The organism is Mycolicibacterium tusciae, assembly GCF_002086795.1.
GTDB lineage: Bacteria > Actinomycetota > Actinomycetes > Mycobacteriales > Mycobacteriaceae > Mycobacterium > Mycobacterium tusciae.
Map to the genome: position 1 here is coordinate 153,811 of NZ_MVIM01000003.1, position 26,698 is coordinate 180,508.

The following is a 26,698-nucleotide window of genomic DNA, read 5'->3' on the forward strand; positions in this document are numbered from 1 at the left end:
CCATGCCACTGCCCTCGCGGATGACGGCCCGCTCGGTCGTGCTGAGCGTGCTCCTCGGGGCGCATCCGGCGTGGGCCACCGCGAGTGAACTCATCAGGCTCACGGCCGATTTCGACATCAAAGAGCCGACCGTGCGGGTGGCGCTGACGAGAATGGTGAGCGCCGGCGACCTGGTGCGATCCGAAGACGGTTACCGGCTGTCCGACCGGCTGCTGGTCAGGCAACGTCGCCAAGACGACGCGATCAACCCGGCGCTGCGAACGTGGGACGGCACCTGGACGACCCTGGTGATCACCAGGGTCGGCACCGATGCCCGAACGCGGGCCGTGCTACGAAATACTTTGCAGAACAACAGGTTCGGTGAGCTTCGCGAGGGAGTGTGGTTGCGACCCGACAACCTCGACACCGTACTTCCGGCCGAGGTCCTGCAAAAGGGGAGGGAGCTGCGCTGCCGCGACGACGACCCCGTCGAGCTCGCCGCCCGGCTGTGGGATCTGCCCGGGTGGGCACGGATTGGCCACGAGTTGCTGGGCGAAATGAACGCGGCCGCTGATGTTCCCGGCCGTTTCGTCGTCGCGGCGGCCATGGTGCGGCACCTGCTCACCGATCCGGTGCTGCCGCCCGAGCTGCTGCCCGATGGGTGGCCGGGCGCGGCATTGCGTGACGCGTACCACGAATTCGCCGCGGAGCTGATTTCGCGGCGTGACAACGAACTGATGGAGGCGACATGAGTGGTGGCGTGCGGGTCCAGAAGAACGGTCCGGTGACGACGGTGATCATGGATCGGCCGAAGGCGCGCAACGCGGTCAACGGACCGGCGGCTGCCGAACTGTACGCGGCGTTCGACGAATTCGACAGGGACGACTCGGCGGCTGTCGCGGTGCTGTGGGGAGACAATGGAACCTTCTGTGCGGGAGCCGATCTCAAGGCCTTCGGAACCCCGGACGCCAACCCCGTGCACCGCAGCGGCCCCGGGCCGATGGGGCCGAGCCGGATGGTGCTCTCGAAGCCGGTGATCGCCGCGGTCAGTGGCTACGCCGTCGCGGGTGGTCTGGAACTGGCGCTGTGGTGCGACATGCGAGTGGTCGAACAGGACGCCATCATGGGTGTCTTCTGTCGCCGCTGGGGTGTGCCCTTGATCGACGGCGGCACCGTGCGACTGCCGCGGATCGTCGGCCACAGTCGGGCCATGGATCTCATACTCACCGGACGCGCGGTCGCCGCCGACGAGGCGTTCGCCATCGGCCTGGCGAACCGCGTCGTGCCGAAAGGTGAAGCGCGCCAACGGGCCGAGGAGCTCGCAGCCGAACTCGCCGCACTACCTCAGCAGTGCATGCGCGCGGATCGGCTGTCGATGCTCCATCAGTGGGGGGAGGCGGAAGCCGACGCGATGGACTTCGAGTTCGGCAGCATGTCGAAGGTGGCCGCCGAATCGCTCGAGGGCGCCGCGCGATTCGCCGCGGGAGCAGGCCGGCACGGCGCGAACGCCTAGGCCGCCTGTCGAATAATCAGCCCTTGCCGATCTTGTTGTTCGAGCCGGTGTCGTTGATCTTCGGATCGCCGTCCTTGTAGGTCACGGTGTTGTTCAGGCCGACGACGCTGATCTCTTTGTCGATGCGGTCGAAGGTGACCTTGTTGTCGGCGCCGCCGATGTTCACGTTGGCGCAGGTGCCCTTGACGGTCAACGTGTTGTTGGAACCGCCGATGTTGAGCGACTTGCCATCTGCGCAGTCGATGTCGGCGGTGGTGCCGAACGACCCGTAGTTGATGGTGTTGCCGACCTCGACCTGTGCACCGGAAGTGCCGGCGGTCGCGGACGGTGTCGTGGTGTCCGAGCTCTCCGAGCCGCAGCCCGCGAGCACCAAGGCGGCCGCAGCAACGGCGACGGCCAGTGCCGATGCGCGCCTCATCCGACCAGCCTGTTCACGTTGTTCGTCATGCCCAGTTCGCGGCCGCGATCCCAGATTTTCGGTGCACCGTTCTTGTAGAGAACGGTCTGATCCCAGCCGTAGACCGTCACGTCGTTGATGATGTTGTCCGCGACGACCAGGTTGCCGTTGCCCTGCACGGTCACCGCCCAGCAGGTGCCCAGCGCGGTGATCTCGTTGCCGCCGCCGTTCACCAGCAGGGTGCGGTTGTTGCAGTCGATCGTCTGTTTGATGCCGCTACCGGTGATGTGGGTGTCGCCCTGGACGTCGTCACCGACGACGACGTTGCCGGCGCACTGACGCAGATATGGATTGCACACCCCGGGCGGTTGAGCATTCGCGCCGGACACTCCGACAGTCATCGCTACGGGCAGGGCAATGAGACATGCCGGCACGGCCCGGACCACAAGACTCCAGATCATGGGGAGAGAGTACGGGCTGGAGTCCAGGTCCAGGCAAGGTTCGTCCAAGTCGCCAACGGCGACGGCGCTGGGTAGCGTGTCAGGTGCGATGCGTTGGCGTGTCAATCAGGTTGCTGTCACGGCGGTCACAGTGGCGGCGATCGTTGCAGGATGTTCTTCGACCGTCGGCGGTACCGCGCTACGGGCGCATCCCGCCGCACCCGATCCCACCCGTAGCTATGGCTATGCCGAGGATCGCTGCGGACTGCTGCTCGACGGCACCGTTCAAGAATCGCTGGGCGCGGATCATGTGGTTCGTCCCTACAGCGGTGCGGTGTGTCAGTACGTGCTGGCGCGCGGCGACATGACGATCGACGTGACGTTCTCCTGGTACGAATCCGGCAGCCTCGAGCGTGAGCGGGAGCTGGCCACCGAACGAGGCGCGACGATCACCGATGCCGACATCGAACGGCACGAGGCCTTCCTGGCAACGCGCAACACCACCGGTGCGGCGTGCTCGGCCACGGCCGCGGCAGGCACCGGCGTGTTGAGCTGGTGGGTGCAGTTCCGCGGCGACGCCCCTGGCGCCGATCCGTGCCCGGATGCCGAGAAGTTGCTTTCGGCGACCCTGCGATCGGACATGTAATGACTGCGCGGCAAGCGGTTCGGTGGGCGGTGGCGGCGATCGCGGTGGCGACGGCACTTTCCGGCTGCGGCCCGTCGGACTCGTCGGAGCAGAGTTCGGCGCCGTCGGCCCCGGCAGCGGGCGCGGCCGGCGCGGGCTTTCAAAGCGGCGACTGCAACGGCGTCACCGACGCGGACATCACCGCCGCCGTCGGGCAGGGCAAGTTCACCAAATCCGTCGTCAGTGACGCCGGCTGTTTCTGGCAGGAGAATTCGGTCTTCGGCACCGTCGGCGCGGGGATGGGGATCTCGACGTGGTGGTACCGCGGCAGCGATATGGACACCGAGCGGTCGCTGGAACAAACCGCCGGACGCACGCTGACCGAACTGTCGCTGGATGGCAACAAGGGCTTCAAGGCCTACGACGGCAACGCCTGCAGCATCTACGTGGCCAAAGGCGGCGATGTCATCACCTGGTCGATCCAGACGCTGAACCCGGCGATGCTGCCCGATCTGTGTGCCGTCACCGAACAGCTCGCTCAGCTGAGTCAGGACCGGGTCAACTGACGTCAACGGGGCTCCCACCGACAGGGAACCGACCAGGACAAACTAGAGGTGTTAGTTTTGCCCGGTCCGAAGCGCGAAATTCACACCGGAGGAGGCGACGCACATGGCAGCTCAGCCGACGAGTACCTCCGGCCGGCGCCCGGCGAGGTTGAGTCGCGACTCCATCGTCAACGCCGCCCTGACGTTCCTGGACCGCGAGGGCTGGGATGCACTCACGATCAACGCGTTGGCGACCCAGCTCGGCACCAAGGGTCCATCGCTCTACAACCACGTGCACAGCCTGGAAGACCTGCGCCGGACAGTGCGAATGCGGGTGGTGGCGGACATCATCGGGATGCTCAACACCGTCGGCCAGGGGCGCACCCGAGACGACGCGGTGACAGCGATGGCGTCGGCGTACCGCAGTTATGCCCACCATCATCCGGGGCGGTATTCGGCGTTCACGCGGATGCCGCTCGGCGGCGATGACCCGGAGTTCACCGAGGCGACCCGCGCCGCTGCCGCGCCGGTGATCTCGGTTCTGGGCTCCTACGGACTCGACGGTGAGAACGCGTTCTACGCCGCGCTGGAATTCTGGTCGGCCATGCACGGATTCGTGCTGCTGGAGATGACCGGGGCGATGAACGGCATCGACGCGGACGCGGTGTACAGCGACATGGTCGTGCGCCTGGCGTCCGGAATGGAGCGGCGCTGACCGCATATGCGTGACCGCTAGCGCTGACCTGCGGTTAGGCGGTTCGGCGCAGGTTTGGACGGTGCGCGCCACCCTGGTATTGTGGACGATCGTGCCTGGCAGATAAGGCGCATTGCGGACCGGGCCTTCGGGAAATGTCAGCAAGCATGCCTGCACGCCGGGCCAATTCGCGTGTCCACGAAGCCTAGAGGAAATCCTCGCGGCGGGCGCATGCGACACACCCGATCGCGGGGTACGTGAGCGGGACATAACTGCAGTACAGAGACTTTGAGCAAGACCCAGAGATAGACAAGCAACACAGAAAGCCGGTAGATGCCAACCATTCAGCAGCTGGTCCGCAAGGGTCGCCGCGACAAGATCGCCAAGGTCAAGACCGCGGCCCTCAAGGGCAGCCCGCAGCGCCGCGGCGTGTGCACCCGCGTGTACACCACCACCCCGAAGAAGCCGAACTCGGCGCTTCGGAAGGTGGCGCGCGTCAAGCTGACGAGCGCGGTTGAGGTCACCGCGTACATCCCCGGTGAAGGCCACAACCTGCAGGAGCACTCGATGGTGCTCGTGCGTGGCGGTCGTGTGAAGGACCTGCCGGGTGTGCGCTACAAGATCATCCGCGGTTCGCTCGACACCCAGGGTGTGAAGAACCGCAAGCAAGCGCGCAGCCGCTACGGCGCCAAGAAGGAGAAGAGCTAATGCCGCGCAAGGGGCCTGCACCCAAGCGTCCGTTGGTCAACGATCCGGTCTACGGGTCGCAGCTGGTCACCCAGTTGGTCAACAAGGTTCTGCTGGACGGGAAGAAATCGCTGGCCGAACGCATTGTTTATGGTGCGCTCGAGCAGGCCCGCGACAAGACGGGCACCGATCCGGTGGTCACCCTGAAGCGCGCTCTCGACAACGTCAAGCCGGCCCTCGAGGTCCGCAGCCGACGCGTTGGTGGCGCCACCTACCAGGTTCCCGTAGAGGTCCGACCGGATCGTTCGGTCACCCTGGCTCTGCGCTGGCTGGTCAGCTTCTCCAAGGCCCGCCGCGAAAAGACCATGATCGAGCGCCTGGCGAACGAGATCCTCGACGCCAGCAATGGCCTGGGTGCCGCCGTCAAGCGACGTGAGGACACCCACAAGATGGCTGAGGCGAACCGAGCCTTCGCGCACTACCGCTGGTGATTCAAGCGCCGTCGTGCCGGAGCCGCTGGCGGCGACATTAGGCAGCGTGGCCGAGGTCCGAAGAACTAGAGCAACTAACAAGCGAGAGAGAAGACTTCTGTGGCACAGAAGGACGTGCTGACCGACCTGACCAAGGTCCGCAACATCGGCATCATGGCCCACATCGATGCCGGTAAGACGACGACCACCGAGCGCATCCTCTACTACACCGGTATCAGCTACAAGATCGGTGAGGTGCACGACGGCGCCGCCACCATGGACTGGATGGAGCAGGAGCAGGAGCGGGGTATCACCATCACCTCCGCCGCCACCACCTGCTTCTGGAACGACAACCAGATCAACATCATCGACACCCCCGGGCACGTCGACTTCACCGTCGAGGTGGAGCGCAGCCTGCGCGTCCTCGATGGCGCCGTTGCCGTGTTCGACGGCAAGGAAGGTGTCGAGCCGCAGTCCGAGCAGGTTTGGCGCCAGGCCGACAAGTACGACGTTCCCCGCATCTGCTTCGTCAACAAGATGGACAAGATCGGCGCGGACTTCTACTTCTCGGTGCGCACGATGGAAGAGCGCTTGGGCGCCAACGTCATCCCGATCCAGCTGCCCGTCGGCTCCGAAGGCGACTTCGAGGGCATCGTCGACCTGGTCGAGATGAATGCCAAGGTGTGGCGGGGCGAGACCAAGCTCGGTGAGACCTACGAAACCATCGACATCCCAGCCGATTTGACTGAGAAGGCCGACGAGTATCGCACCAAGCTGCTCGAGGCGGTCGCCGAGACCGACGAGTCGCTGCTCGAGAAGTACTTCGGTGGCGAGGAGCTGTCGGTCGAGGAGATCAAGGGTGCGCTGCGCAAGCTCACCATCAACTCCGACGCCTACCTGGTGCTGTGCGGCAGCGCGTTCAAGAACAAGGGTGTTCAGCCCATGCTCGACGCGGTGATCGACTATCTGCCTTCGCCGCTTGATGTCGAGTCCGTTTCCGGACACGCGCCGGGCAAGGAAGACGAGATCCTCATCCGCAAGCCGTCGACCGACGAGCCGTTCTCGGCGCTTGCGTTCAAGGTCGCCACGCACCCGTTCTTCGGCAAGCTGACCTACGTCCGCGTCTACTCCGGCACCGTCGAGTCCGGTTCGCAGGTCATCAACGCCACCAAGGGCAAGAAGGAGCGGCTGGGCAAGCTGTTCCAGATGCACTCCAACAAGGAGAACCCGGTCGAGCGGGCCTCCGCGGGGCACATCTATGCCGTCATCGGCCTCAAGGACACCACCACCGGCGACACGTTGTCGGATCCGAACCAGCAGGTCGTGCTGGAGTCGATGACCTTCCCCGATCCGGTGATCGAGGTGGCCATCGAGCCCAAGACCAAGAGCGACCAGGAAAAGCTCGGCACGGCGATCCAGAAGCTGGCTGAAGAGGATCCGACGTTCAAGGTGCACCTGGATCAGGAGACCGGCCAGACCGTCATCGGCGGTATGGGCGAGCTGCACCTCGACATCCTCGTGGACCGCATGAAGCGCGAGTTCAAGGTCGAGGCCAACGTCGGTAAGCCGCAGGTCGCCTACAAGGAAACCATCAAGCGCACGGTCGACAAGGTCGAGTTCACCCACAAGAAGCAGACGGGTGGTTCGGGCCAGTTCGCGAAGGTGCTCATCTCCATCGAGCCGTTCACGGGCGAGGACGGTGCCACCTACGAGTTCGAGAACAAGGTCACCGGTGGCCGCATCCCCCGCGAGTACATCCCGTCGGTGGATGCCGGTGCGCAGGACGCCATGCAGTACGGCGTGCTCGCCGGCTATCCACTGGTGAACCTGAAGGTCATCCTGCTCGACGGTGCCTACCACGAGGTCGACTCGTCGGAAATGGCATTCAAGGTCGCCGGCTCCCAGGTACTGAAAAAGGCTGCCGCACAGGCGCAGCCGGTCATCCTGGAACCGGTGATGGCCGTCGAGGTCACCACACCCGAGGAGTACATGGGTGAAGTGATCGGCGACCTGAACTCCCGCCGTGGTCAGATTCAGGCCATGGAGGAGCGGGCAGGTGCACGCGTCGTCAAGGCGCACGTGCCGCTGTCGGAGATGTTCGGTTACGTCGGAGACCTTCGGTCGAAGACCCAGGGCCGGGCGAACTACTCCATGGTTTTCGACTCGTACGCTGAAGTTCCGGCGAACGTGTCGAAGGAGATCATCGCGAAGGCGACGGGTCAGTAACTCGACCCGTTGGTTTCGCGGGACCGCACAACTGCAAAGATCAAGCATTGCTTCACATCAGTCAGTAGAAGCACCAACAAGTCCAGGAGGACACAGAAGTGGCGAAGGCGAAGTTCGAGCGGACGAAGCCGCACGTCAACATCGGGACCATTGGTCACGTTGACCACGGCAAGACCACGCTGACCGCAGCAATCACCAAGGTTCTGCACGACAAGTATCCCGAGTTGAATGAGTCGCGCGCGTTCGACCAGATCGACAATGCGCCTGAAGAGCGTCAGCGCGGCATCACGATCAACATCTCCCACGTGGAGTACCAGACCGAGAAGCGTCACTATGCGCACGTCGACGCCCCCGGCCACGCTGACTACATCAAGAACATGATCACCGGTGCGGCCCAGATGGACGGTGCCATTCTCGTGGTCGCCGCCACCGACGGCCCGATGCCGCAGACCCGCGAGCACGTGCTGCTGGCGCGTCAGGTCGGTGTGCCCTACATCCTGGTCGCGCTGAACAAGGCCGACATGGTCGACGACGAGGAGCTCATCGAGCTCGTCGAGATGGAGGTCCGCGAGCTGCTGGCCGCCCAGGAGTTCGACGAGGATGCCCCGGTCATCAAGGTGTCGGCGCTCAAGGCGCTCGAGGGCGATCCCGAGTGGGTCAAGTCCGTCGAGGATCTGATGGACGCCGTTGACGAGTCGATCCCGGACCCGGTCCGCGAGACCGACAAGCCGTTCCTGATGCCCGTCGAGGACGTCTTCACGATCACCGGCCGCGGCACCGTCGTCACCGGTCGCGTCGAGCGTGGCGTGATCAACGTCAACGAAGAGGTCGAGATCGTCGGCATCAAGCCGACCGTCACCAAGACCACGGTCACCGGTGTCGAGATGTTCCGCAAGCTGCTGGATCAGGGTATGGCGGGCGACAACGTCGGTCTGCTGGTCCGTGGCATCAAGCGCGAGGACGTGGAGCGCGGCCAGGTTGTGGTCAAGCCCGGCACGACCACCCCGCACACCGAGTTCGACGGCAGCGTCTACATCCTGTCGAAGGACGAGGGCGGCCGTCACACGCCGTTCTTCAACAACTACCGCCCGCAGTTCTACTTCCGGACCACGGACGTGACCGGCGTGGTGACCCTCCCCGAGGGCACCGAGATGGTGATGCCCGGTGACAACACCGACATCTCCGTCAAGCTGATCCAGCCCGTCGCCATGGACGAGGGCCTGCGGTTCGCGATCCGTGAGGGTGGCCGCACCGTCGGCGCCGGCCGGGTCACCAAGATCCACAAGTAAAGATCTGATCCAGAACGCCGAAGTGGCGCTCACCCGAAAGGGTGGGCGCCACTTTGCATTTGGGCCTAGGTCATGGTGAGCACCATGCGGAACCGGGCATCGCCGCTCATCATCTTGTCGAAGGCGGCCTGAGCCTGCGACAGCGGCATGGTCTCTATCATCGGTCGCACGCCGGTGATCGCCGAAAAGCGCAGCGTGTCTTCCGAATCCTGCGATGTGCCGGACGCATGGCCCTGCACTGCCGCCGATTTGAAGATCAACGGCGCCAATGGCGTCTCCATCGGTTCGGACGGTGCACCGACGACGACCAGCTGACCGCGGGCCTTGAGGCCGCCGATCGTCGCCGCCATCGCGTCGGCCACGGTGACCGTGGCGAGGATGACCTGCGCGCCACCGAGCTTGTTCAGTTCCTCGGCGACATCGACGGCTTTGGAGTCGATGTAATGATGCGCGCCAAGCTCTTTGGCCAGCGGCTCCTTGTCCGTGCCGCGCGCAATGGCAGCCACTTCGAAGCCCATCTTCGCCGCGAACTGGATACCGAGGTGCCCGAGACCGCCGACGCCCAGCACCGCGACAAGGTCGCCCGGTCGCGCCACCGATTCGCGCAGCGCGTTGAACGTCGTGATACCGGCGCACAGCAGCGGCGCGGCATCCACGTCGGCAAGGTCGTCGGGGACGCGGGCCAGGGCTTCGGCGGGCGCCACCATGTACTCGGCGTAACCGCCGTCGTATGAGATGCCGGGAATCTGCGCGTTCTCGCACGAGATGAAGTCGCCGCGCCGACAGGCCTCACAGGTGAAATCGCAACCGCCGAACCAGCCGACGCCGACGCGGTCTCCGACCGCCCAGGACGTGACGCCGTCCCCGACCGCATCGACGACGCCGGCGACCTCGTGGCCCGGCGCGCGCGGGAACGAATTGCCCATCATGCCGATCACGGTCAGGACGTCGGAGTGGCAGACGCCGCAGGCGTGGACCTTTACTCGGACTTGCCGCGGACCTGGTTCTGGGATCTCGACGTCGGTGATTTCGAACTTCGCATTCGCCGCGGGGATGCGGGCGATCTTCATCGTGGCCACGTCGCGGACATTACCTCGGGCGATGCGGTTGTACCTCTCGGATGGAAACCATGTAACACCTTCGGCGGACGAGGCGATGTACTTCGCGTATGCCCTGGTCGGGGCTCAAGAAGGGTATGGATTCCATGTTCCGTCGCGTCGCCACACTCGCGTGTGCCGCCTTCGCCGGTGCCGCACTCGTCGGTCTGTCAGGGCTCTCCCTGGGTACCGCCTCAGCGCAGACCGCCTGCCCCGATGTGCATTGGATCGGCGCCGCAGGCTCCGGCGAGCGCACGCCCGCCGAGGTGGCGCAGAACGACGGAATGGGCCGCGTGGTCTACCAGTCCCTGCAGGAGTTGTCCGACCAGGTGCAGCAGGACGGTCGCACCATGACCGCCGAAGCAGTCGAGTATCCCGCCGTCGAGGCGCCGGGTGAAGACGGCGGTGTCGGTGAGTGGCTGGGTTTCATCGGAAGTGTGGATGCCGGAGCGGCGGCGCTGGGAAAGCAATACGAGGGGTTTGTCCAGCGCTGTCCGGCAACCAAGGTGGTGCTCGCCGGCTATTCGCAGGGTGCGATGGTCGTGCACCGCAATCTGCAGGCGCTCGAAGCCAGCCCTAATCTCGCCGCGGTGCTGCTGGTCGCCGACGGTGACCGCCTGCCCGAGGACCCGACCCTGAATTTGGGGACGGCCAGTGGCATTCCCGAGCGCGGGAAGGGGGCCGCGCAGGATTGGCCGATCCTGGCGCATGCACCCGGCCCGATGTCGCCGGCCATCGGCGCGCGCACGATCAGTGTTTGTGATCTCGGCGATGCCGTCTGCGATTACAACCCCGACGACGAAGAATCCTCGGTGTCGTACGCACGGGGCGTGGCGATTCACACCAGTTACGCCTCGACGGGGGGCCTGGACTGGACGGCGCCGCTGTACTTCCTGCTCGGCGGTCCCGACGCACAGGCACCCGCGCCGCAGGCGCCCGAGGCCCAGCCAATCGTCCCGCTCAGCGCGAGCGCACCGACGCCGTAGGCGCGCGGGCGATCCACAGGACCAGCGCACTGGCGATGACCAGCAGTGCCGCCAGCACCCCGAGGATGGTGTCGATCGCGCTCGCCGTCGACTGACCGCCGCGCTCAAGCATCTCCAGCACCGTTCCCGACACCGCGACACCGACTCCGGCGAGTGTCACCAACGCCGTCAGCGTCACGCCCGCCGCCTCGCCGGCCCGTTCGGGGCGTACGACGGTCTGGGTTGCGACAGTGGTGAACGCGTACACCAACCCCAAGGTGAACCCGCACGCCGACAACGCGGGCAGATAGACCATCCATTCGCCCGATGCCGCCAGGGCGGCCAACGAGATTGCGGCCGCCCCACTTGTCAGCCCCATCACGAGCAATGGCGGCCGGTTGGCGGCGAGGCGTCCAGACAGCACGCCGCCCAGCGCGGCACCGGCCGAAGGGCCGAGGAAGACGAGACCCGCCATCAGGGGGTCCAGTCCCCGTACCTGCTGCAGGTTCAGCGTCGACAGGAAGATCGCCACTGCGTAGGCGATGTTCGCGATGGCGCCGGCGATCACGAGCACCGCGAAGCGGGCGTTGCGCACCAGCGACAGATTGACCAACGGCCATGGCACCCGGTTCTCGACGACGACGAAGAGCGAGAGCGCGGCCAGCGCCCCCGCGAATGCGACGACGGTGGGCACCGAGACCCACCCCCAGTGCGGCGCTCGGTCAAATGTCAACGTGAACAAGCCGATTCCGGCAGTGATCAGTGCCAGCCCCATGATGTCGAGACGACGCGGGACGGTCTCATCAGAGGACTCGCCGATGCTCCACGCGCCGAGCGCGAGTGAGACCACCGTCAGTGGAACGTTGAGCCAGAAGATCCACCGCCAGCCGGCGGTGTCGGTCAGCAGCCCGCCGATCAGCGGGCCCGCGGCGTTGCCCAATCCCGCTATGCCGTAAGCCAACCCGATGGCATGGCTGGCCTTGACCGCGGGAAAGGCGTTGGTGAGCACACTCACCGAAACCGGGAAGATCAGCGCGGCACCGAGTCCCTGCAGCGCGCGGAAGGCCACGATCAGCGGCACGGACGGGGCGACCGCGCACAGTGCCGACGCCAGACCGAACAAAGCGATGCCGGCTATCAAGGCCTTGCGGCGCCCGAAGATATCGCCGATCCGCCCCGCCGGAACCATGAAGGCGCCCAACGTGAGCATGTACACGCTGATCACCCATTGCAGGTCCGACGGAGTGCTGTTGAGATCGGATGCCATCCGCGGCAGCGCGAGATTGGCCGCGAAATAGTCGATTTGCACGCAGAACAATGCCATCGAGACGGCCGCCAGGACCCACCGGGCTTTCACAGGTTTCGCCGACTCTGACCCCGCGACCACCGCCCGACTGTAAGTCTCGCAACGGCTCAAAACCCCGGAATTCGGGCTAATCTGACACGCGACGCGACGACCACTTTCAATAGGAGCTTGGCCTTATGTCCACTTTCTGGCGGTACGTCAAGATTCAGGCGTTTGTGCTGTTGTGCGGCATCGTCGGCCCGATCTTTTTGGCGATCTACTTCGCGTCCGGGGCGCAACCGATCATGAAGTGGATGTTCTGGGCGGGTCTGGCCATCACCGTCCTCGACGTCCTGATCGCCCTGGGTATCACCAGCATGGGCGCTAACAGGGCCGCCAAGACGCAGGCCCTGGAACAGACCGGTGTGCTGGCGCTGGCGCAGGTCGTCGGGATTCACGAGACCGGGACGCGGATCAACGAGCAGCCCCTGGTGAAGATCGACCTGCAGATCTCCGGGCCCGGTATCGCGCCGTTCGCCAGCCAGGATCGGGTGATCGCGTCGATTTCGCGACTGCCGATGATCACGAGCCGCAAACTTGTCGCACTGGTCGACCCCACTACGAACGAATATCAAATCGACTGGGAAAGAAGCAGTTTGGTCAGCGGCATGATGCCTGCGACCTTCACCATCGCCGAGGACAACAGGACCTACGATCTGTCCGGTCAGGTCGGGCCGCTGATGGAGATCCTGCAAATCCTCAAGGCCAACAACATCGGCCTGAACAACATGATCGATCTGCGCGCCAATCCGGCTGCCCGCCAACAGGTGCAGGCAGTCGTGCGGCGGGCTGCGGCAGCACAAGCCCCCGCAGCGCCTGCGCAGGCGGCAGCGCCCTCGGCGGCCCAGTTCGGGTCCGCGCCTGCCGAACCGTCGACCGCGCAACGTCTGCAGGAGCTGGAGACCCTGCGCGCGACCGGTGCGATCTCAGACGACGAATACACGGCCAAGCGTCAACAGATCTTGGCTGACTTGTAGTCAACCGGGAACACTGCGCTACTCGCGCTGATAGCGTCTGAGCCGTGTCGCGGGCGGGACAACGGAGCGCACGGTGACCGCAGAATCGGCGGAACCGGAGGCGATTCGGTCACCGTCGCTCACTGATGCGGTGGTGCCACTGGTCGTGCTCGCGGTGCTGATCGCCGGCGCTCTGACCTTGTTCGGTCTCGACGCACTCGATGGGCCCATCCAGGTCGCGTTGGTGGTGTGCTGCGCTGTCGCCGCCCTGATCGCGCTGAAGAACGGACACAGTTGGGCCGCGGTGCAGGAATCCGGCCAGGGTGCGTTGTCCTCCATCACCAGTGCGCTGTTCATCCTGCTGGCGGTCGGCGCACTTATCGGGACGTGGAATATGTCGGGCACCATTCCGACGCTGGTGTACTACGGAATCCAAGTGTTGGCGCCGGGCTACTTCTACATTGCGGCCGCGGTCATCTGCGGTGTGGTGGCGCTGTCCATCGGCAGCTCGTGGACAACGGCAGGAACGATCGGCGTCGGGCTGGTCGGAATCGCGACCATGCTCGGGGTGTCCGCGCCGATCACTGCTGGTGCGGTGATCTCCGGGGCATACCTCGGTGACAAGCTATCACCGCTGTCCGAGACGACGATTCTGACCGCGCAGATGGTGAAGGTGGACCTGTACACCCACATCCGCAGTCAGGCCTGGACGTCGGTTCCGGCGTTCATTCTGGCCGCGGTGGTGTTCGCCGTCCTTGGCGTGGCGGGTCCGACACCGAATGACACGGTGCCCGAGGAGATCGAACTCGGCAAGCTCGGCGAGATCTACTGGATCACCCCGCTGAATCTTCTCCCGTTGGTGCTGCTGGTCTACCTGTCGGTCCGAAAGGCTCCGGCCTCGTTGGCATTATTGGCCTCCGCACTGTTCGCTGGTGTGCAGGCGACAATCCTGCAACGCGATGTCGTCACGGCCTTCGTCGCTGAGATCCATGGCAGCTCGAACGCGGTAGTTGGTGCGGTGCAGGCGATCTGGAAGGCACTGGCCAATGGATTCACCATGAACTCGGGCATCGGTGAGATCGATCGGCTGCTGTCACGCGGCGGCATGGACAGCATGCTGCTGACGATATGGCTGATCATCGGCGCGGTGACGTTCGGAGCGCTGCTCGAGCAGTTCGGTCTCATCGACCGGCTGATCAACCCGATGATCGAATCGGCTAAGACCACCGGGCGGCTGTACCTGTCGGTCTTCGCCTCGGGAGTCGGCCTCAATATCGTCGCCGGTGATCAATACATCGCATTGGTATTGCCCGCCAGGATGTTCCGGATGGAGTTCGAACGCCGAGGGTTGGCCCCACAGAACCTTTCTCGGCTCGCCGCTGACGGCGGTACCGTCACCTCACCGCTGGTTCCTTGGAACTCGTGCGGGGCATTCATGGGCGCCGTGCTCGGGGTGGCGACGCTTTCCTATCTACCGTTCGCACTGTTCTGCATTTTCAGTCCGGTGCTCAGTGTCATATACGGATTCACCGGATTCAAGGTCGTAAAGGTCCCGCCCACCCAGGAAGCTGGAGTCGAGCCATGACAGATACCGAGACGACCGCGGAGAAGCCCGACCAGAAGGTCAGTCTGCCAACGCTGACCGCGATGGTCGTCGGGTCGATGATCGGGTCCGGCGTCTTCCTCCTGCCGCGTAGGTTCGGCACCGAGACGGGTGTGCTCGGAGCGATCATCGCCTGGACGATCGCAGGATTCGGAATGCTGATGCTGGCGTTCGTGTTTCAGCGTCTCGCGACTCGCAAACCCCAACTTGACGCGGGCATATTCGCATACGCCAAGGCCGGCTTCGGTGACTACGTCGGTTTCAATTCGGCGATCGGGTACTGGGCGTCGGCATGTGCCGGTAACACTTCGTACTGGGTGCTCATCACAGCGACGATGAGTGCGGTGGTGCCCGCATTCGGCGCGGGGGACACCGTGCTCGCGGTGGTGGTGTCGGCGATCGGTGTGTGGCTGTTCGCGTCGCTGGTGATGCGCGGGGTCAAAGATGCGGCCGTGATCAACTACATCGTCACGGTGGCCAAGGTGCTGCCGATCCTGACCTTCATCGTGATCGCGGCCATTGCGTTCAAGGCCGACGTCTTCGCCGACAACTTCTGGGGTGGCGAAGAAGGATATTCGTTGTCGGCGATCTGGGACCAGGCCACCGGCACGATGTTGATCACCGTATTCGTCTTCCTGGGCATCGAGGGCGCGAGCGTCTACTCGCGTATGGCACGCAAACGCGAAGACGTCGGACGAGCCACCATCATCGGATTCCTCAGTGTCCTCAGCGTTTTCGCGCTTGTAACGTTGGTGTCCTACGGCGTCATGCCCCAGGGGGAGCTGGCGGGCGTCAGTCAGCCGTCGATGGCGGCAGTCTTGGAGTCGGTGGTCGGTCCCTGGGGATCCATATTCATTCGCGTCGGCGTGATCGTCTCGGTGCTCGGCGCGTATCTTGCGTGGACGCTCATGGCCGCCGAGGTGCTCTACATACCGGCCAAATCCGAGGACATGCCGAAGTTCCTGGCGCGCACCAACAGCCACGGCGCACCGGTTACCGCGCTCGTCATGGCCGCCGGGCTGACCACGCTGCTGCTCGTGGCGTTGTTGTTCGCCGCGGATGCGCTGGATTTCATGCTGGATCTGACCGCAGCGTTGTCCTTGATTCCCTATCTGCTCGCGGCGGCGTATGCATTGAAGCTGACCGCTACCCGCGAGACCTACGGCAACGGCAAGTCGCTCGTCGGCGACATGGTGATAGCGGGCCTGGCGACGGTGTACACCCTGTTCCTGATCTACGCCGCGGGTCCGGACAAGCTTCTGCTGTCATGCATCCTGTACGCCCCGGCGGCGGCGCTCTACTTCAAAGCACGACGCGAACGTGGTCTTCGCATCTTCCGGCCCGCCGAGGCGGTCCTGTTCGGGGTGATTCTCCTCGGCGCCGTCGCGGGTGTGGTGTCCTTGGCAACTGGAGCGATCGAAATCTAGCGGCCACCGGTTGAGAGGAACTGAAGTGACGAATCCTTCTGCGAACTACGGCGTTCACTCCGAGGTCGGCAAGCTGCGCAAGGTGCTGGTGTGCTCGCCGGGTCTGGCCCACGAGCGACTCACGCCCACCAACTGCGATGACCTGCTGTTCGACGACGTGCTGTGGGTGCAGAACGCTCGTCGCGACCACTTCGACTTCATCGACAAAATGCGCGAGCGCGACGTCGAGGTGGTCGAACTGCACGACCTCCTCGCCGAGACGATGGACATTCCCGAGGCCAAAGAGTGGCTGCTGGACCGCAAGATCGTGCCGAACGAAGTCGGCCTCGGACTCGTCGACGACACGCGTGGCTTCCTGGATTCGTTGAAACCCCAGCGACTGACGGAGCTGCTGATCGGCGGCATGTCGACCCGAGACCTGCCGTCTGAGATCCAGTCCGGGTACCGTTCCCTGGCCCGTGAGGCGACCGGTGTCACCGAGTACCTCATGCCGCCACTGCCGAACACGCTCTACACCCGCGACACGACCTGCTGGATCTATCACGGCCTTACGCTCAATCCGCTGTTCTGGCCCGCGCGACACGACGAAACATTGTTAATGAAGGCCATTTACGAGTTCCATCCCGACTTCGTCGGCTCCACGGTGTGGTGGGGCGATCCGGAGGAGTCGTGGGGGATGTCGACGATCGAGGGTGGCGACGTCCTGGTGCCCGGCAACGGTGTCGTCATCATCGGGATGAGCGAGCGAACCTCACGTCAGGCGATCACGCAGGTGGCCGCCAAGCTGTTCGCCGAGAAGGCGGCGACCAAGGTCATCGTCGCCGGAATGCCGAAGCTACGGGCGGCCATGCACCTGGACACGGTGTTCACGTTCGCCGACCGCGACGTGGTCACGCTCTATCCCGACATCGTCGATTCGATCCAGACGTTCGTGCTGCATCCCAGCGACGCCGACCCGGGTGTGGAGGTGGAGGAGGCGACGAAACCCTTCGTCGAAGTGGTGGCCGCCGCGCTGGGACTGGACGCCCTGCGCGTCGTGGAAACCGGTGGCACGAAGTACGACTCGGAACGCCAGCAGTGGGACAGCGGCAACAACTTGGTCGCCGTCGAGCCCGGCGTGGTGTTCGCCTACGACCGCAACACCCACACCAACACCCTGCTGCGCAGGGCGGGTATCGAGGTGATCACCATCGTCGGTGCCGAGCTGGGCCGTGGCCGCGGCGGCGGGCACTGCATGACCTGCCCGATCATCCGCGACGGTCTCGACTGACCGGTCACTAGAACACGTTCCAGTTCGGCTGTTAGCCTGGTCCGCAGCTTCACGAAAGGAGCAGCGGTGACGGCGACTGACGGGCCCCTGGAAGGGCGAGTGGCATTCGTAACGGGGGCCGCGCGCGGCCAGGGTCGGGCGCACGCGATCCGGTTGGCCGGCGAGGGCGCCGACATCATCGCCATCGATGTCTGCGGACCCGTCTCCGACACGATCACCTACCCGCTGGGTAGCTCGGAGGAACTCGCCGAGACCGTACGCGCGGTGGAAGCCACGGGTCGCAAGGTGCTGTCCCGTGAGGTCGACGTGCGTGATCTGGCCGCACTGCAGCAGGTGGTCGCCGACGGGATCGAGCAGTTCGGTCGGCTGGACATCCTGGTGGCCAACGCGGGCGTGCTGAGCTGGGGCCGTCTCTTCGAGATGTCCGAGGAACAGTGGAACGCCGTCATCGACGTGAACTTGAACGGCACGTGGAAGACGATCCGCGCCGCCGTTCCGGCGATGATCGAGGCGGGCAACGGCGGCTCGATCATCATCGTGAGCTCGTCGGCGGGACTGAAGGCCACTCCGGGCAACGGCCACTACGCGGCGTCCAAGCACGGCCTGACCTCCTTGACCAACTCGCTCGCATTGGAGGTGGGCGAGTACGGGATTCGGGTGAATTCGATCCATCCGTACTCCATCGACACGCCGATGGTGGAGAAGGAAGCGATGATGGAGCTCTTCGGAAAGTTCCCGAGCTTCATCCACAGCTTCAAGCCCTTCCCGTACCGCCCTGTGAGTCAGGAAGGCGCGTCGAGTCTGCAGGACTTCATGACCGCTGAAGAGGTTTCCGACGTGGTGGCGTGGTTGGCCGGCGACGGGTCGATGACGATCTCGGGCAGCCAGATCAACGTCGACCGCGGCACCATGAAGTACTAGCCCCACCTCTTACCGCGAGCAGACGTGAAAACCCCCTATTCGAGGCAAATTAGGGGGTTTTCGCGTCTGTTCGCGAGGTGTGGATAGCCGCGCACTAGCCCGGCAGTACCAAGACCGGTACCGGGCTGTGCCGCAAGATCTTTGATCCGCGCGAACCGAGAAACACGCGGGCGATTCCACCCGACGGTTTCGTGCCGATGGCGAGTAGGTCGCCGTCCTGCCAGTCGGCGGCATCGATCGCCTGATCCCAACCGTTGCCGGTGGCGACCCGCAGCTCGACGTCGTCGCCGACCACGCCCTTGGATTTCAACTCGGCCAACGTCTCTCGGGCCTGGGCTGCCCACGCTTCGAGTAACGAGTCCTCGGCGTGCAACCCGACCTCGGGCGGATACATGGTGCGGCCCCTGACGGCGAAGGTGATGACCCGCATCGGGACACCCAGTCGTTGGGCAAGGGCCGCAACGCGTTCGACCACGAACACACACTCCGGTGTGCCCGGATACGCGCACGTGATGCGGGTCAATCCGCCGGCCTTCGTGCCGCGGTAGCCGCGCGGGCTGATGGACAGCGGCACCGATGACGAGTGCAGCAGCCGATCCGCCGTCGAACCGATGACGACTTGCCCGAGCTTTCCATCGGCCGCCGAACCCAGCACCAGCGCTTCGGATTCGAGTTTGTCGACGGCTTCGAGTAGGCCACCGGAAGCCGACCGGTGCGCGACCTTGTGGAAGTCCACCTTGATGCCGGTGCCGATCGACGCCAGGCACTCCTGCGCCTCTTTCGCCGAGTCCGCGGCCAGCTGGTCGGCGTACTGGGCGTATTCGGCATCGATGCGGGCTATCGAGGGTGTCATCCACGGCCGTGGCACCACGGTCACCACGGTCAGCGACGTCTTCAGCGTCCTGGCGGCTTCGGCCGCAAGGTAGAGCGGCGACCGGCCGCTCTTGCCGGCCAGGTAGCCGACTGCGACGCTCATTGAGGATCCTTCGGCGGAAGTAACACCTCGTCCTCCTGCGCCGCGGCGGCCGGTATGAGACCGTCACCGCCGTCGTTCAGCGCGCTGTGACGGCGACTCCACAGGAAGTAGAAGGCCAGAACCGCCGCCACCCAGATGCCGAACCACAGCCAGGTGTTCGGGGGCAGTCCGTACAGGATCCACACGCAGGCGGCGATGGACAGGATCGGTGTCACCGGATAACCGGGCACCCTGAAGCCACGGGGCAGGTCTGGTTCGCGGCGTCGCAGGATGATCACGCCGACCGAGACCGTGATGAAGGCGACGAGGGTGCCGATCGACACCAGGTCCCACAGGTAGTCGATGGGTACGAAGCCCGCCAGAAGCCCCGTGATGACGGCCACGATGATGGTGTTGTTCACCGGTGTCATGCTCTTAGGGTTGACCTTGGCGAACATCGATGGAAGCAACCCGTCGCGGCCCATGGCGAACAAGATGCGGGTCTGCCCGTACATCACCACGAGCGTCACCGAGAAGATCGAGATCACCGCACCGAGGGCGAGGATCGTGCTGGCCCAGGTCGAGCCCCCGAGAACATTCTCGAGGATGACCGAAAGCCCTGCCTCGGACTGTTCTTCGGATCCGAATGCTTCGGCGTCCTGAGTGCCCAGGCCGGCGAACGCCACCAGGATGTAGATGGTGGTGACCGCGATCAGCGCGGCGATGATCGCGCGCGGCATGGTCTTCTGTGGATTCTTGACCTCGTCGCCGGCAGTGGAAACCGCATCGAGTCCGATGAAAGTGAAGAAGATGGTGGCCGCACCCGCGGTGATTCCGGCAAAGCCGGCATTCCAGAATCCGGCGAAATGGTCGGTGGTGAACGCGGTGAAAGCGATCGCGACGAACAGCGCCAGCACACCCAGTTTGATGATCACCATGACGGTGTTGACCGTGGCGGACTCGCTGGCACCGCGAATCAGCAGCAGCGCACACATGACGATCAAGAGCATGGCGGGAAGGTTGACGATGCCCGGTGTCTCAGCGAACGGAGAAGCGCTCAGCGAATGCGGCAGCGTGAATCCGAACAAGTTGTCCAGCAGCTTGTTCAGATAACCGCTCCATCCGACTGCCGTCGCCGACATCGAGACCCCGTATTCGAGAAGCAGGCATGCGGCCACGCCCATCGCGACGAATTCGCCCATCGTCGTGTAGGCGTAGGAATAGGTTGATCCGGAAACCGGTACGGCCGACGCCATCTCCGCGTAGCAGATAGCCGATAGGCCCGCGGCGATGCCCGCGATCACGAACGAGATCAGCACCGCTGGACCGGCCTTTGGCACCGCCTCCTGGAGCACGATGAAGATTCCGGTGCCAACGGTCGCGCCGACGCCGAACATCGTCAGCTGAAAAACGCCGATACTTCGTTTGAGGTGGTCGGAGGCGCCATGTGCGACCGGCGCACCGATCACCGGTCGGCGCCGCAACATCTGAGCGGAGAGGCTTGGCGATGGGGCGGTCATAGTGCCTCCTATGAGCTATAACGCAGTACCGGACAAGTGTGAACCCGGATCGGCCAAAACTTGGGCGAATTGGTCAATCGCCCAGTCGATCTCCGCGGCGGTGATCACCAGCGGTGGTGCGAAGCGCAACGTCGAACCGTGCGTGTCCTTAACCAGCACACCACGTTCGGCCAGCCTGACGGTGATCTGCTTTCCCGTGCCGAGCGCCGGATCGATGTCCACGCCGGCCCACAGCCCCATTCCGCGAACCGCGACCACGCCGGACCCGATGAGCGCGCGCAGCCGAGCATGTAGATGATCTCCGAGTTCTGCTGAGCGCGATTGGAATTCACCGCGCCGCAACATCGCCACGACCGTCGTCCCGATGGCCGCCGCAAGCGGATTGCCGCCGAACGTGGAACCGTGCTCGCCGGGATGCAGCACCCCGAGGACATCGCGGTCGGCGACTACGGCGGACAACGGCACCACACCGCCGCCCAGGGCTTTGCCGAGCAGATAGATGTCGGGCACCACCCCGAAGTGGTCGCATGCGAATGTGCGACCGGTGCGCGCCAGCCCCGACTGAATCTCGTCGGCGATCATGAGCACGTTGCGTTCGGTGCACAGTGCGCGGACCCGGGGCAGGAAATCGCGGGGCGGAACGACGATCCCCGCCTCACCCTGGATCGGTTCGAGCAAGACGGCAACGGTGTTGTCGTCGATCGCGGCCGCCAGTGCGTCGGCGTCACCGAACGCCACCGAGCGGAATCCGGGGGTGTACGGCCCGAAACCCCGTCGGGCCGTCTCGTCGTCGGAGAAACTGATGATCGTGGTGGTGCGGCCGTGGAAGTTGTTGTGCGCCACCACAATGTTGCTCTGACCCGCGGGTACGCCCTTGACGTCGGTGCCCCACTTCCGTGCAACCTTGATACCGCTCTCCACCGCTTCCGCGCCGCTGTTCATCGGCAGGACCATGTCCTTGCCGCAGAGTTCGGCCAGCGCCTGGCAGAACGGGCCGAGCCGGTCGGAGTGGAACGCGCGGCTCACCAGAGTCAGGCTGTCCAGCTGTGCGTGGGCCACCGCGGTGATCTCCGGATTGCGATGACCGAAGTTGACGGCGGAGTAGGCCGCCAGACAATCGAGATAGCGACGACCCTCGACATCGGTCACCCAGACGCCGTCGGCACTGGTGGCGACCACCGGCAGCGGCGAGTAGTTGTGCGCGACGTGGCGGCCGTCCACCGCGATCGCCGCTTCGGTGCTGCTCATGGTGTCGACAACGGTCACGGATGTACCTCCAATGTGCAGCATTTGACGGATCCGCCGCCCTTGAGCAGCTCTGACAGATCGATTCCGATTGGCCGGAAGCCGGCGGTGCGCAGTTGTTCGGCGAAGCCGGTCGCCGGGGCGGGCAACACCACGTTGAGACCGTCGGACACCGCGTTGAGGCCAAGGACGTAGGCATCGGCGCTGCCCACCTCGATGGCGTCGGGGAAGAGTTCGAGCAGTTTCGTCCTGGACGGGTCGCTGAATGCGGGTGGGTAGTACGCGATCGTGGTGGCGTCGAGCACGGCGAGCGCGGTGTCGAGGTGATAGAAGCGCGGATCGACGAGTTCGAGGCTGACGACAGGCATCTGCAAGATAGCGGCGATTTCGTCGTGTGCCTGCCGCTGCGTGCGGAAGCCGTAACCCGCCAACATGATCGAACCGACGACGAGCAGGTCCCCCTGGCCTTCGTTTGTGTGCCGGGTGTCGGCGGGGCTATAGCCGTGCCGGGTCATCCATTCGGCGTACGCGGCGGACTCGCCGGCGCGCTGCGGATAAGCGAATCGAGCGGTGACGGCCTTGCCGTTCACCATCATTCCGCCGTTGGCGGCGTAGACCATGTCGGGAAGCCCGACGATGGGTTCGATCAACTCGACGGTGTGGCCGAGTTCCTTATATGTCTGCCGCAGCGATTCCCACTGGTTGAACGCGAGATGGGTGTCGACAGCCACCGACGTGTCCATCCACGGGTTGATCGCGTACTCGACGGTGAAGAACGTCGGCGCCGTCATGGCGTAGCGCCGTATCGAGGGCGCACGCTCGGGGGTTCTGTCGGCGCCGGGGCGCCTCCGTGGGGTCGCGGCGACTTCGGATACCGGAGCCGCGGCGGCGGCGACATCTGCAATCGTCATAAATCAACGATATGACCCAGAATTTTTGCAAGCAATCACCGTCTCTTGCGTATTAGCACATGATTCATTGTCCCAGGTCTAGAATATCGGTGATTTGTTGCGTGGAGGTGATGATGGACCGTCTGGACCAGACAGACGAGCGCATTCTGGCCGAGCTCGCCAACGATGCGCGTGCCACGTACGCCGAGATCGGCGAACGGGTGAACCTGTCGGCGCCTGCCGTGAAACGCAGGGTCGATCGACTGCTCGACAACGGCGTCATCCGGGGCTTCACCACGGTGGTGGACCGCAGCGCGCTCGGTTGGAACACCGAGGCGTACGTGCAGGTGTTCCGCCACGGCACGATTACGCCAGAACGGTTGCGCGCGGCCTGGATTGACATCCCCGAGGTGATCGGCGCGGCCACCGTCACCGGGACGGCCGACGCGATCCTGCACGTGCTCGCACGAGACATGCGGCATCTGGAAGAAGCACTGGAGCGTATTCGCTCGGCCGCCGACGTCGAACGCAGCGAAAGCATCGTCGTGCTGACCAACATCATCGATCGGGACCGCAGCTGACGGGGTGGCGGACAAATCGCGGGAGCCATCGTGCAAAATCTGCGCATGTCCACCACTGGGGGAGTAGTCATCGTCGGCGGCGGCCTGGCCGCTGCCCGCACCGCTGAACAGCTCCGACGCTCCGAGTACGCCGGACCGCTCACCATCGTCAGCGACGAGGATCATCTGCCGTACGACCGCCCGCCGCTGTCGAAGGAAGTGCTGCGCGCCGAGACCGACGACGTCACGCTGAAGCCTGCCGAGTTCTACGAAGAGAACGACATCACCGTGTTGCTCGGCAACGGAGCCCGGTCGGTCGACACCGCGGCCAAGTCGCTGACACTCGCCGATGGCACCGAGATGCCTTACGACGAACTGATCATCGCCACCGGCCTGGTGCCCAAGCGCATCCCCTCGTTCCCGGACCTCAAAGGGATCCACGTCCTCCGCAACTTCGATGAAAGCCTTGCGTTGCGCGCGGAGGCGGGTTCGGCGACACGAGCCGTCGTGGTCGGTGCGGGTTTCATCGGGTGCGAGGTCGCGGCGAGCCTGCGCGGCATGGGTGTCGACGTCGTCCTGGTGGAGCCGCAGCCGTCGCCGCTGGCGTCGGTGCTCGGCGGACAGATCGGCGAGTTGGTCGCCCGGCTGCACCGCGCCGAGGGCGTCGACGTGCGATGCGGCGTCGGGGTTTCGGAGGTCAGCGGATCCGAGCGGGTCGAGAGGGTGGTCCTGGGCGACGGCACCCAACTCGAGGCTGATCTCGTCGTGGTCGGTATCGGTTCGCATCCGGCCACCGAGTGGCTCGACGGCAGCGGCCTGGAGATCGACAACGGGATCGTCTGTGACGACCGTGGCCGGTCGAGCGCACCTCATGTGTGGGCGATCGGCGATGTCGCGTCCTGGCGCCATGCCCTTGGTCACCAAGTGCGCGTGGAACATTGGAGCAACGTCGCCGATCAGGCGAGAGGCATGGTGGCCGCCATACTCGGCAAGGACTTGCCGGCCACCGTCACCGTGCCGTACTTCTGGAGCGACCAGTACGACGTCAAGATCCAGTGCCTCGGCGAGCCCGAGGCCGACGACGTCGTGCACGTCGTCGAGGACGATGGCCGCAAGTTCCTGGCGTACTACGAGCGCGACGGCATCGTCGCCGGCGTGGTCGGCGGCGGCATGCCGGGAAAGGTCATGAAGGCCCGCTCCAAGATCGCGGCCGGCGCACCTATCGCCGACGTCCTCGGGTAATCGACAATCTGTCAGAACTGGCCGAGATAGAACCGCGTGCCCTGGTCGTCGGTGCACTGTGCCGATTGGCCGTACGCCTGCGTCGACGGCTCCTCGATCACGGTGCCCCCGGCCTCGCGTACCCTCGCCACCGCCGCGTCGACGTCGGCGACGGTCCACATCGGCACCGTGACCGACTGCGCGCTGCCGCCGGCGACGCCGGCCATCGGGTGGGTGTGCTGAATCTGCCAGCCGTCGTCGATGCGACCCGGCTCGAACGACCAGAACAGCAGCCCGCTGTAGAACGCCCGGAACGCGCCCGAGTCCGGCACCTCGTAGGTGATGTACGAAAGCTCGCCTGGCCCAGAGCCATTGAGCTCCGGCCGCGCGATGCCCGGTGCAGGCTCGAACACCGCGAAGGCCGCGCCTGACGGGTCGGTGGCGTCCAGCACCGAGCCGAAGTCGAAGTCGCGCACTTCGCCTGCTGTCCCGCCGGCGGCCACGATCGCTTGTCGTGCTGCTGCGAGATCGTTTACGGCATAGCTGCACAGCATGCCTTGTCGGCTGTCGACGCTGTAGATGCCGATGCGCTGCTTTGTGTTGGTGACCTGACCGGTGGCGCGGTCGAATTCCCAGCCCAGGACGTGACCGTAGAAGGCCGCCGCTTGCTCGGCGTCGGGCGCCCACACCGAGACGTAACCGACGTCACCGTGCTGGATGGTCACCGCCGCGCCGGTGGTCGGGCCATTGAGCGACCAGCAATGCCCGAACGGGTCGATGATCGCGGCGTTGCGCGAACCGTGAGCCTCGCGGGTTTCCTGACGTACGGTGGCACCGCGGTCGCGGGCCCGCTCTACCGCGATGTCGGTATCGGCGACAGCAATCACGAGCATGACTGAAATAGCCTGCGGAGCCGGGGCTTTCATGCCGATCTCCGGATATTCGTCGGCGAGATAGAACATGCCGCCGCCAAGTGCCAGCTCGGCATGACCGATGCGGCCGTCGTCCATCACGATCGGTTCGCCGACCACGGTGGCGCCCAGCACGTCGACGTACCAGTCGATGGCTTCGCGCGCGTTGGCCACTGAGAGATATGGCAGTGCCGCCGATCGGGGCACGGCGGAGGACGCGGTGGGTTCGGTCAGTTCGGCGATCGCGGTATCGGTGCCGCTCATGTCAACTCCTCGGGTTCGATTGGGCAGGTTCAGCGCGCTTTCCAGGCGTGCGCGCAGCCGCGCCGCGAACGCCGGATCTGGTTGGGCGACAAGCTCATCACCGTGCAGCACGGTCAGCGGATCGTGGCTGTTGTTGATGCCGTCGTTCACGACTTCCCTCCTTCCGGCTCCGGATAGTGGGCTCTGAAGGCTCGTCGCGCCCGCACCAGCAACGCCTCGGTGGCGTGCACGGTCCGTCCGATCAACTCCGCGCACTCGGGCACGGAACAGTCATCCATGTACCGCAACGCCAGCACGGTGCGATGGTGCTCGGGCAGCTTGGCCATGACGGCCTCCGCGACGATGCGGTCGAGCTCGGCATCCCAGTCGTCGCCCGGGTCGACAGTCTCGGGCAGTTCGGCGACCGGGATGCTGAACCGGTCGTGGCGACGGCGGTAGTGATCCGCCAGCTTGTGGCGCGCCACTCCGAGCAGCCATGGCAACGTCATCGGCGGGGGCACGTCCTTGCGAGCGGCATCCATCGCCGCCAGGAACGTGTCCGACGTCAGGTCTTCTGCCGTTCCGCGGTCGCTGCAGCGCCGGACGAAATACCCGTACACGACCGGCATCGATTCGTCGTACATCGCCAGTAGCTTGCGCGGAGCGTCAGCGACGATGTTGCCATCCGGTTCGGCGCTCACACC

General features: G+C 64.9%; 27 protein-coding genes. 17 read left to right on the plus strand and 10 right to left on the minus strand.

Annotation, left to right across the window (positions count from 1 at the left end):
* The first annotated feature begins 2 nt into the window (after positions 1-2).
* Positions 3-731: a PaaX family transcriptional regulator C-terminal domain-containing protein gene (locus tag BST47_RS06615; protein WP_083124524.1), complete on the plus strand. Its 729-nt coding sequence runs from the start codon at positions 3-5 to the stop codon at positions 729-731.
* Positions 728-1,492, plus strand: coding sequence for a crotonase/enoyl-CoA hydratase family protein (locus BST47_RS06620; RefSeq protein WP_083124525.1), 765 nt, complete (start codon positions 728-730; stop codon positions 1,490-1,492). Before BST47_RS06615 ends, BST47_RS06620 begins: the two co-directional genes overlap by 4 nt.
* A 16-nt stretch (positions 1,493-1,508) precedes the next feature.
* Here BST47_RS06620 and BST47_RS06625 read toward each other — a convergent pair whose 3' ends face one another.
* Both BST47_RS06625 and BST47_RS06630 read right to left on the minus strand, forming a co-directional pair.
* Positions 1,509-1,910: a DUF3060 domain-containing protein gene (locus BST47_RS06625; RefSeq protein WP_083124527.1), complete on the minus strand. Its 402-nt coding sequence runs from the start codon at positions 1,908-1,910 to the stop codon at positions 1,509-1,511.
* Positions 1,907-2,350: a DUF3060 domain-containing protein gene (locus tag BST47_RS06630; protein WP_083124529.1), complete on the minus strand. Its 444-nt coding sequence runs from the start codon at positions 2,348-2,350 to the stop codon at positions 1,907-1,909. The genes BST47_RS06625 and BST47_RS06630 overlap by 4 nt, the downstream gene beginning before the upstream one ends.
* 88 nt (positions 2,351-2,438) lie before the next feature.
* On the opposite strand from BST47_RS06630, the gene BST47_RS06635 reads away from it, so the two are divergent.
* The 7 genes from BST47_RS06635 (at position 2,439) to tuf (ending at position 8,865) form a co-directional block, all read left to right on the plus strand.
* Positions 2,439-2,975 carry a DUF3558 domain-containing protein gene (locus tag BST47_RS06635; RefSeq protein ID WP_083124530.1) on the plus strand — a complete coding sequence of 179 codons (537 nt, stop codon included), beginning with the start codon at positions 2,439-2,441 and terminating at the stop codon, positions 2,973-2,975.
* The gene (locus BST47_RS06640) at positions 2,975-3,520 is read left to right on the plus strand and encodes a DUF3558 domain-containing protein (RefSeq protein ID WP_083124532.1); all 546 of its coding nucleotides are present in this window, start codon (positions 2,975-2,977) and stop codon (positions 3,518-3,520) included. Before BST47_RS06635 ends, BST47_RS06640 begins: the two co-directional genes overlap by 1 nt.
* 103 nt (positions 3,521-3,623) lie before the next feature.
* Positions 3,624-4,214 (plus strand): TetR/AcrR family transcriptional regulator, encoded by a 591-nt coding sequence (locus tag BST47_RS06645; protein WP_083124552.1) that lies wholly within the window; start codon positions 3,624-3,626, stop codon positions 4,212-4,214.
* A gap of 312 nt (positions 4,215-4,526) precedes the next feature.
* Positions 4,527-4,901, plus strand: coding sequence for a 30S ribosomal protein S12 (rpsL, locus tag BST47_RS06650; protein WP_014209181.1), 375 nt, complete (start codon positions 4,527-4,529; stop codon positions 4,899-4,901).
* Entirely contained in the window at positions 4,901-5,371 is a 471-nt protein-coding gene (gene rpsG, locus BST47_RS06655) for a 30S ribosomal protein S7 (protein ID WP_014209180.1), read from the plus strand. Before rpsL ends, rpsG begins: the two co-directional genes overlap by 1 nt.
* 99 nt (positions 5,372-5,470) lie before the next feature.
* Positions 5,471-7,576 (plus strand): elongation factor G, encoded by a 2,106-nt coding sequence (gene fusA / locus BST47_RS06660; protein ID WP_083124560.1) that lies wholly within the window; start codon positions 5,471-5,473, stop codon positions 7,574-7,576.
* Between the two features lie 98 nt (positions 7,577-7,674).
* Positions 7,675-8,865 (plus strand): elongation factor Tu, encoded by a 1,191-nt coding sequence (tuf, locus tag BST47_RS06665; RefSeq protein ID WP_083124562.1) that lies wholly within the window; start codon positions 7,675-7,677, stop codon positions 8,863-8,865.
* A 65-nt stretch (positions 8,866-8,930) separates the two neighbouring features.
* On the opposite strand, the gene BST47_RS06670 is transcribed toward tuf, so the two are convergent.
* The gene (locus BST47_RS06670) at positions 8,931-9,935 is read right to left on the minus strand and encodes an alcohol dehydrogenase (protein ID WP_083125097.1); all 1,005 of its coding nucleotides are present in this window, start codon (positions 9,933-9,935) and stop codon (positions 8,931-8,933) included.
* Between the two features lie 134 nt (positions 9,936-10,069).
* Between BST47_RS06670 and BST47_RS06675 the strand changes: the two genes are divergently transcribed.
* Positions 10,070-10,948 (plus strand): cutinase family protein, encoded by an 879-nt coding sequence (locus tag BST47_RS06675; RefSeq protein WP_083125098.1) that lies wholly within the window; start codon positions 10,070-10,072, stop codon positions 10,946-10,948.
* Here BST47_RS06675 and BST47_RS06680 read toward each other — a convergent pair.
* Entirely contained in the window at positions 10,923-12,314 is a 1,392-nt protein-coding gene (locus tag BST47_RS06680; protein WP_234809601.1) for an MFS transporter, read from the minus strand. The two genes, BST47_RS06675 and BST47_RS06680, sit on opposite strands and share 26 nt — an antisense overlap.
* A gap of 95 nt (positions 12,315-12,409) precedes the next feature.
* Here BST47_RS06680 and BST47_RS06685 point away from each other — a divergent pair, with 95 nt between their 5' ends.
* From BST47_RS06685 to BST47_RS06705, 5 genes are all read left to right on the plus strand, one after another.
* Positions 12,410-13,249 carry an SHOCT domain-containing protein gene (locus tag BST47_RS06685; protein ID WP_083124564.1) on the plus strand — a complete coding sequence of 280 codons (840 nt, stop codon included), beginning with the start codon at positions 12,410-12,412 and terminating at the stop codon, positions 13,247-13,249.
* 73 nt (positions 13,250-13,322) lie between these two features.
* Complete coding sequence (nhaC, locus tag BST47_RS06690; RefSeq protein ID WP_083124566.1) at positions 13,323-14,813, plus strand: Na+/H+ antiporter NhaC; 1,491 nt, start codon at positions 13,323-13,325, stop codon at positions 14,811-14,813.
* Complete coding sequence (locus BST47_RS06695; RefSeq protein WP_083124568.1) at positions 14,810-16,258, plus strand: basic amino acid/polyamine antiporter; 1,449 nt, start codon at positions 14,810-14,812, stop codon at positions 16,256-16,258. Before nhaC ends, BST47_RS06695 begins: the two co-directional genes overlap by 4 nt.
* Before the next feature lie 25 nt (positions 16,259-16,283).
* Entirely contained in the window at positions 16,284-17,528 is a 1,245-nt protein-coding gene (gene arcA / locus BST47_RS06700) for an arginine deiminase (protein WP_083124569.1), read from the plus strand.
* Between the two features lie 66 nt (positions 17,529-17,594).
* Positions 17,595-18,449, plus strand: a complete 855-nt coding sequence (locus BST47_RS06705) for a mycofactocin-coupled SDR family oxidoreductase (RefSeq protein ID WP_107528885.1) — start codon at positions 17,595-17,597, stop codon at positions 18,447-18,449.
* Positions 18,450-18,543: 94 nt separating this feature from the next.
* Here BST47_RS06705 and BST47_RS06710 read toward each other — a convergent pair whose 3' ends face one another.
* The 4 genes from BST47_RS06710 to ddaH are packed head-to-tail and all read right to left on the minus strand — an operon-like array spanning position 18,544 to position 23,080.
* A complete protein-coding gene (locus BST47_RS06710; protein WP_083124571.1) occupies positions 18,544-19,425 on the minus strand; it encodes a universal stress protein in 882 nt (293 codons plus the stop codon).
* Positions 19,422-20,924, minus strand: coding sequence for an amino acid permease (locus BST47_RS06715; protein ID WP_083124573.1), 1,503 nt, complete (start codon positions 20,922-20,924; stop codon positions 19,422-19,424). Before BST47_RS06715 ends, BST47_RS06710 begins: the two co-directional genes overlap by 4 nt.
* Before the next feature lie 15 nt (positions 20,925-20,939).
* Positions 20,940-22,172, minus strand: coding sequence for an ornithine--oxo-acid transaminase (gene rocD / locus BST47_RS06720; protein ID WP_207568567.1), 1,233 nt, complete (start codon positions 22,170-22,172; stop codon positions 20,940-20,942).
* Between the two features lie 14 nt (positions 22,173-22,186).
* A complete protein-coding gene (gene ddaH, locus BST47_RS06725; RefSeq protein ID WP_083124586.1) occupies positions 22,187-23,080 on the minus strand; it encodes a dimethylargininase in 894 nt (297 codons plus the stop codon).
* A 113-nt stretch (positions 23,081-23,193) separates the two neighbouring features.
* On the opposite strand from ddaH, the gene BST47_RS06730 reads away from it, so the two are divergent.
* A complete protein-coding gene (locus tag BST47_RS06730; RefSeq protein WP_083125101.1) occupies positions 23,194-23,640 on the plus strand; it encodes an Rv2324 family transcriptional regulator in 447 nt (148 codons plus the stop codon).
* A gap of 45 nt (positions 23,641-23,685) precedes the next feature.
* A complete protein-coding gene (locus BST47_RS06735; protein WP_207568548.1) occupies positions 23,686-24,861 on the plus strand; it encodes an FAD-dependent oxidoreductase in 1,176 nt (391 codons plus the stop codon).
* Positions 24,862-24,872: 11 nt separating this feature from the next.
* Here the strand turns inward: BST47_RS06735 and BST47_RS06740 are convergent, their stop codons facing one another.
* Positions 24,873-26,153 (minus strand): VOC family protein, encoded by a 1,281-nt coding sequence (locus BST47_RS06740; protein ID WP_083125102.1) that lies wholly within the window; start codon positions 26,151-26,153, stop codon positions 24,873-24,875.
* An 8-nt stretch (positions 26,154-26,161) separates the two neighbouring features.
* Positions 26,162-26,695 (minus strand): RNA polymerase sigma factor, encoded by a 534-nt coding sequence (locus tag BST47_RS06745; protein ID WP_207568549.1) that lies wholly within the window; start codon positions 26,693-26,695, stop codon positions 26,162-26,164.
* Positions 26,696-26,698 lie beyond the last annotated feature (3 nt).

Excerpts from the sequence above, each read along its gene's own strand:
- BST47_RS06630 (WP_083124529.1), bottom strand. The coding sequence starts at position 2,350 with ATGATCTGGAGTCTTGTGGTCCGGGCCGTGCCGGCATGTCTCATTGCC.
- rpsL (WP_014209181.1), top strand. The coding sequence starts at position 4,527 with ATGCCAACCATTCAGCAGCTGGTCCGCAAGGGTCGCCGCGACAAGATC.
- rpsG (WP_014209180.1), top strand. The coding sequence starts at position 4,901 with ATGCCGCGCAAGGGGCCTGCACCCAAGCGTCCGTTGGTCAACGATCCG.
- BST47_RS06635 (WP_083124530.1), top strand. The coding sequence starts at position 2,439 with ATGCGTTGGCGTGTCAATCAGGTTGCTGTCACGGCGGTCACAGTGGCG.
- BST47_RS06620 (WP_083124525.1), top strand. The coding sequence starts at position 728 with ATGAGTGGTGGCGTGCGGGTCCAGAAGAACGGTCCGGTGACGACGGTG.
- BST47_RS06685 (WP_083124564.1), top strand. The coding sequence starts at position 12,410 with ATGTCCACTTTCTGGCGGTACGTCAAGATTCAGGCGTTTGTGCTGTTG.
- rocD (WP_207568567.1), bottom strand. The coding sequence starts at position 22,172 with ATGAGCAGCACCGAAGCGGCGATCGCGGTGGACGGCCGCCACGTCGCG.
- BST47_RS06670 (WP_083125097.1), bottom strand. The coding sequence starts at position 9,935 with ATGAAGATCGCCCGCATCCCCGCGGCGAATGCGAAGTTCGAAATCACC.
- BST47_RS06675 (WP_083125098.1), top strand. The coding sequence starts at position 10,070 with ATGTTCCGTCGCGTCGCCACACTCGCGTGTGCCGCCTTCGCCGGTGCC.
- BST47_RS06735 (WP_207568548.1), top strand. The coding sequence starts at position 23,686 with ATGTCCACCACTGGGGGAGTAGTCATCGTCGGCGGCGGCCTGGCCGCT.
- BST47_RS06645 (WP_083124552.1), top strand. The coding sequence starts at position 3,624 with ATGGCAGCTCAGCCGACGAGTACCTCCGGCCGGCGCCCGGCGAGGTTG.
- BST47_RS06615 (WP_083124524.1), top strand. The coding sequence starts at position 3 with ATGCCACTGCCCTCGCGGATGACGGCCCGCTCGGTCGTGCTGAGCGTG.
- BST47_RS06695 (WP_083124568.1), top strand. The coding sequence starts at position 14,810 with ATGACAGATACCGAGACGACCGCGGAGAAGCCCGACCAGAAGGTCAGT.
- BST47_RS06715 (WP_083124573.1), bottom strand. The coding sequence starts at position 20,924 with ATGACCGCCCCATCGCCAAGCCTCTCCGCTCAGATGTTGCGGCGCCGA.
- BST47_RS06640 (WP_083124532.1), top strand. The coding sequence starts at position 2,975 with ATGACTGCGCGGCAAGCGGTTCGGTGGGCGGTGGCGGCGATCGCGGTG.
- BST47_RS06730 (WP_083125101.1), top strand. The coding sequence starts at position 23,194 with ATGGACCGTCTGGACCAGACAGACGAGCGCATTCTGGCCGAGCTCGCC.
- ddaH (WP_083124586.1), bottom strand. The coding sequence starts at position 23,080 with ATGACGATTGCAGATGTCGCCGCCGCCGCGGCTCCGGTATCCGAAGTC.
- BST47_RS06625 (WP_083124527.1), bottom strand. The coding sequence starts at position 1,910 with ATGAGGCGCGCATCGGCACTGGCCGTCGCCGTTGCTGCGGCCGCCTTG.
- BST47_RS06710 (WP_083124571.1), bottom strand. The coding sequence starts at position 19,425 with ATGAGCGTCGCAGTCGGCTACCTGGCCGGCAAGAGCGGCCGGTCGCCG.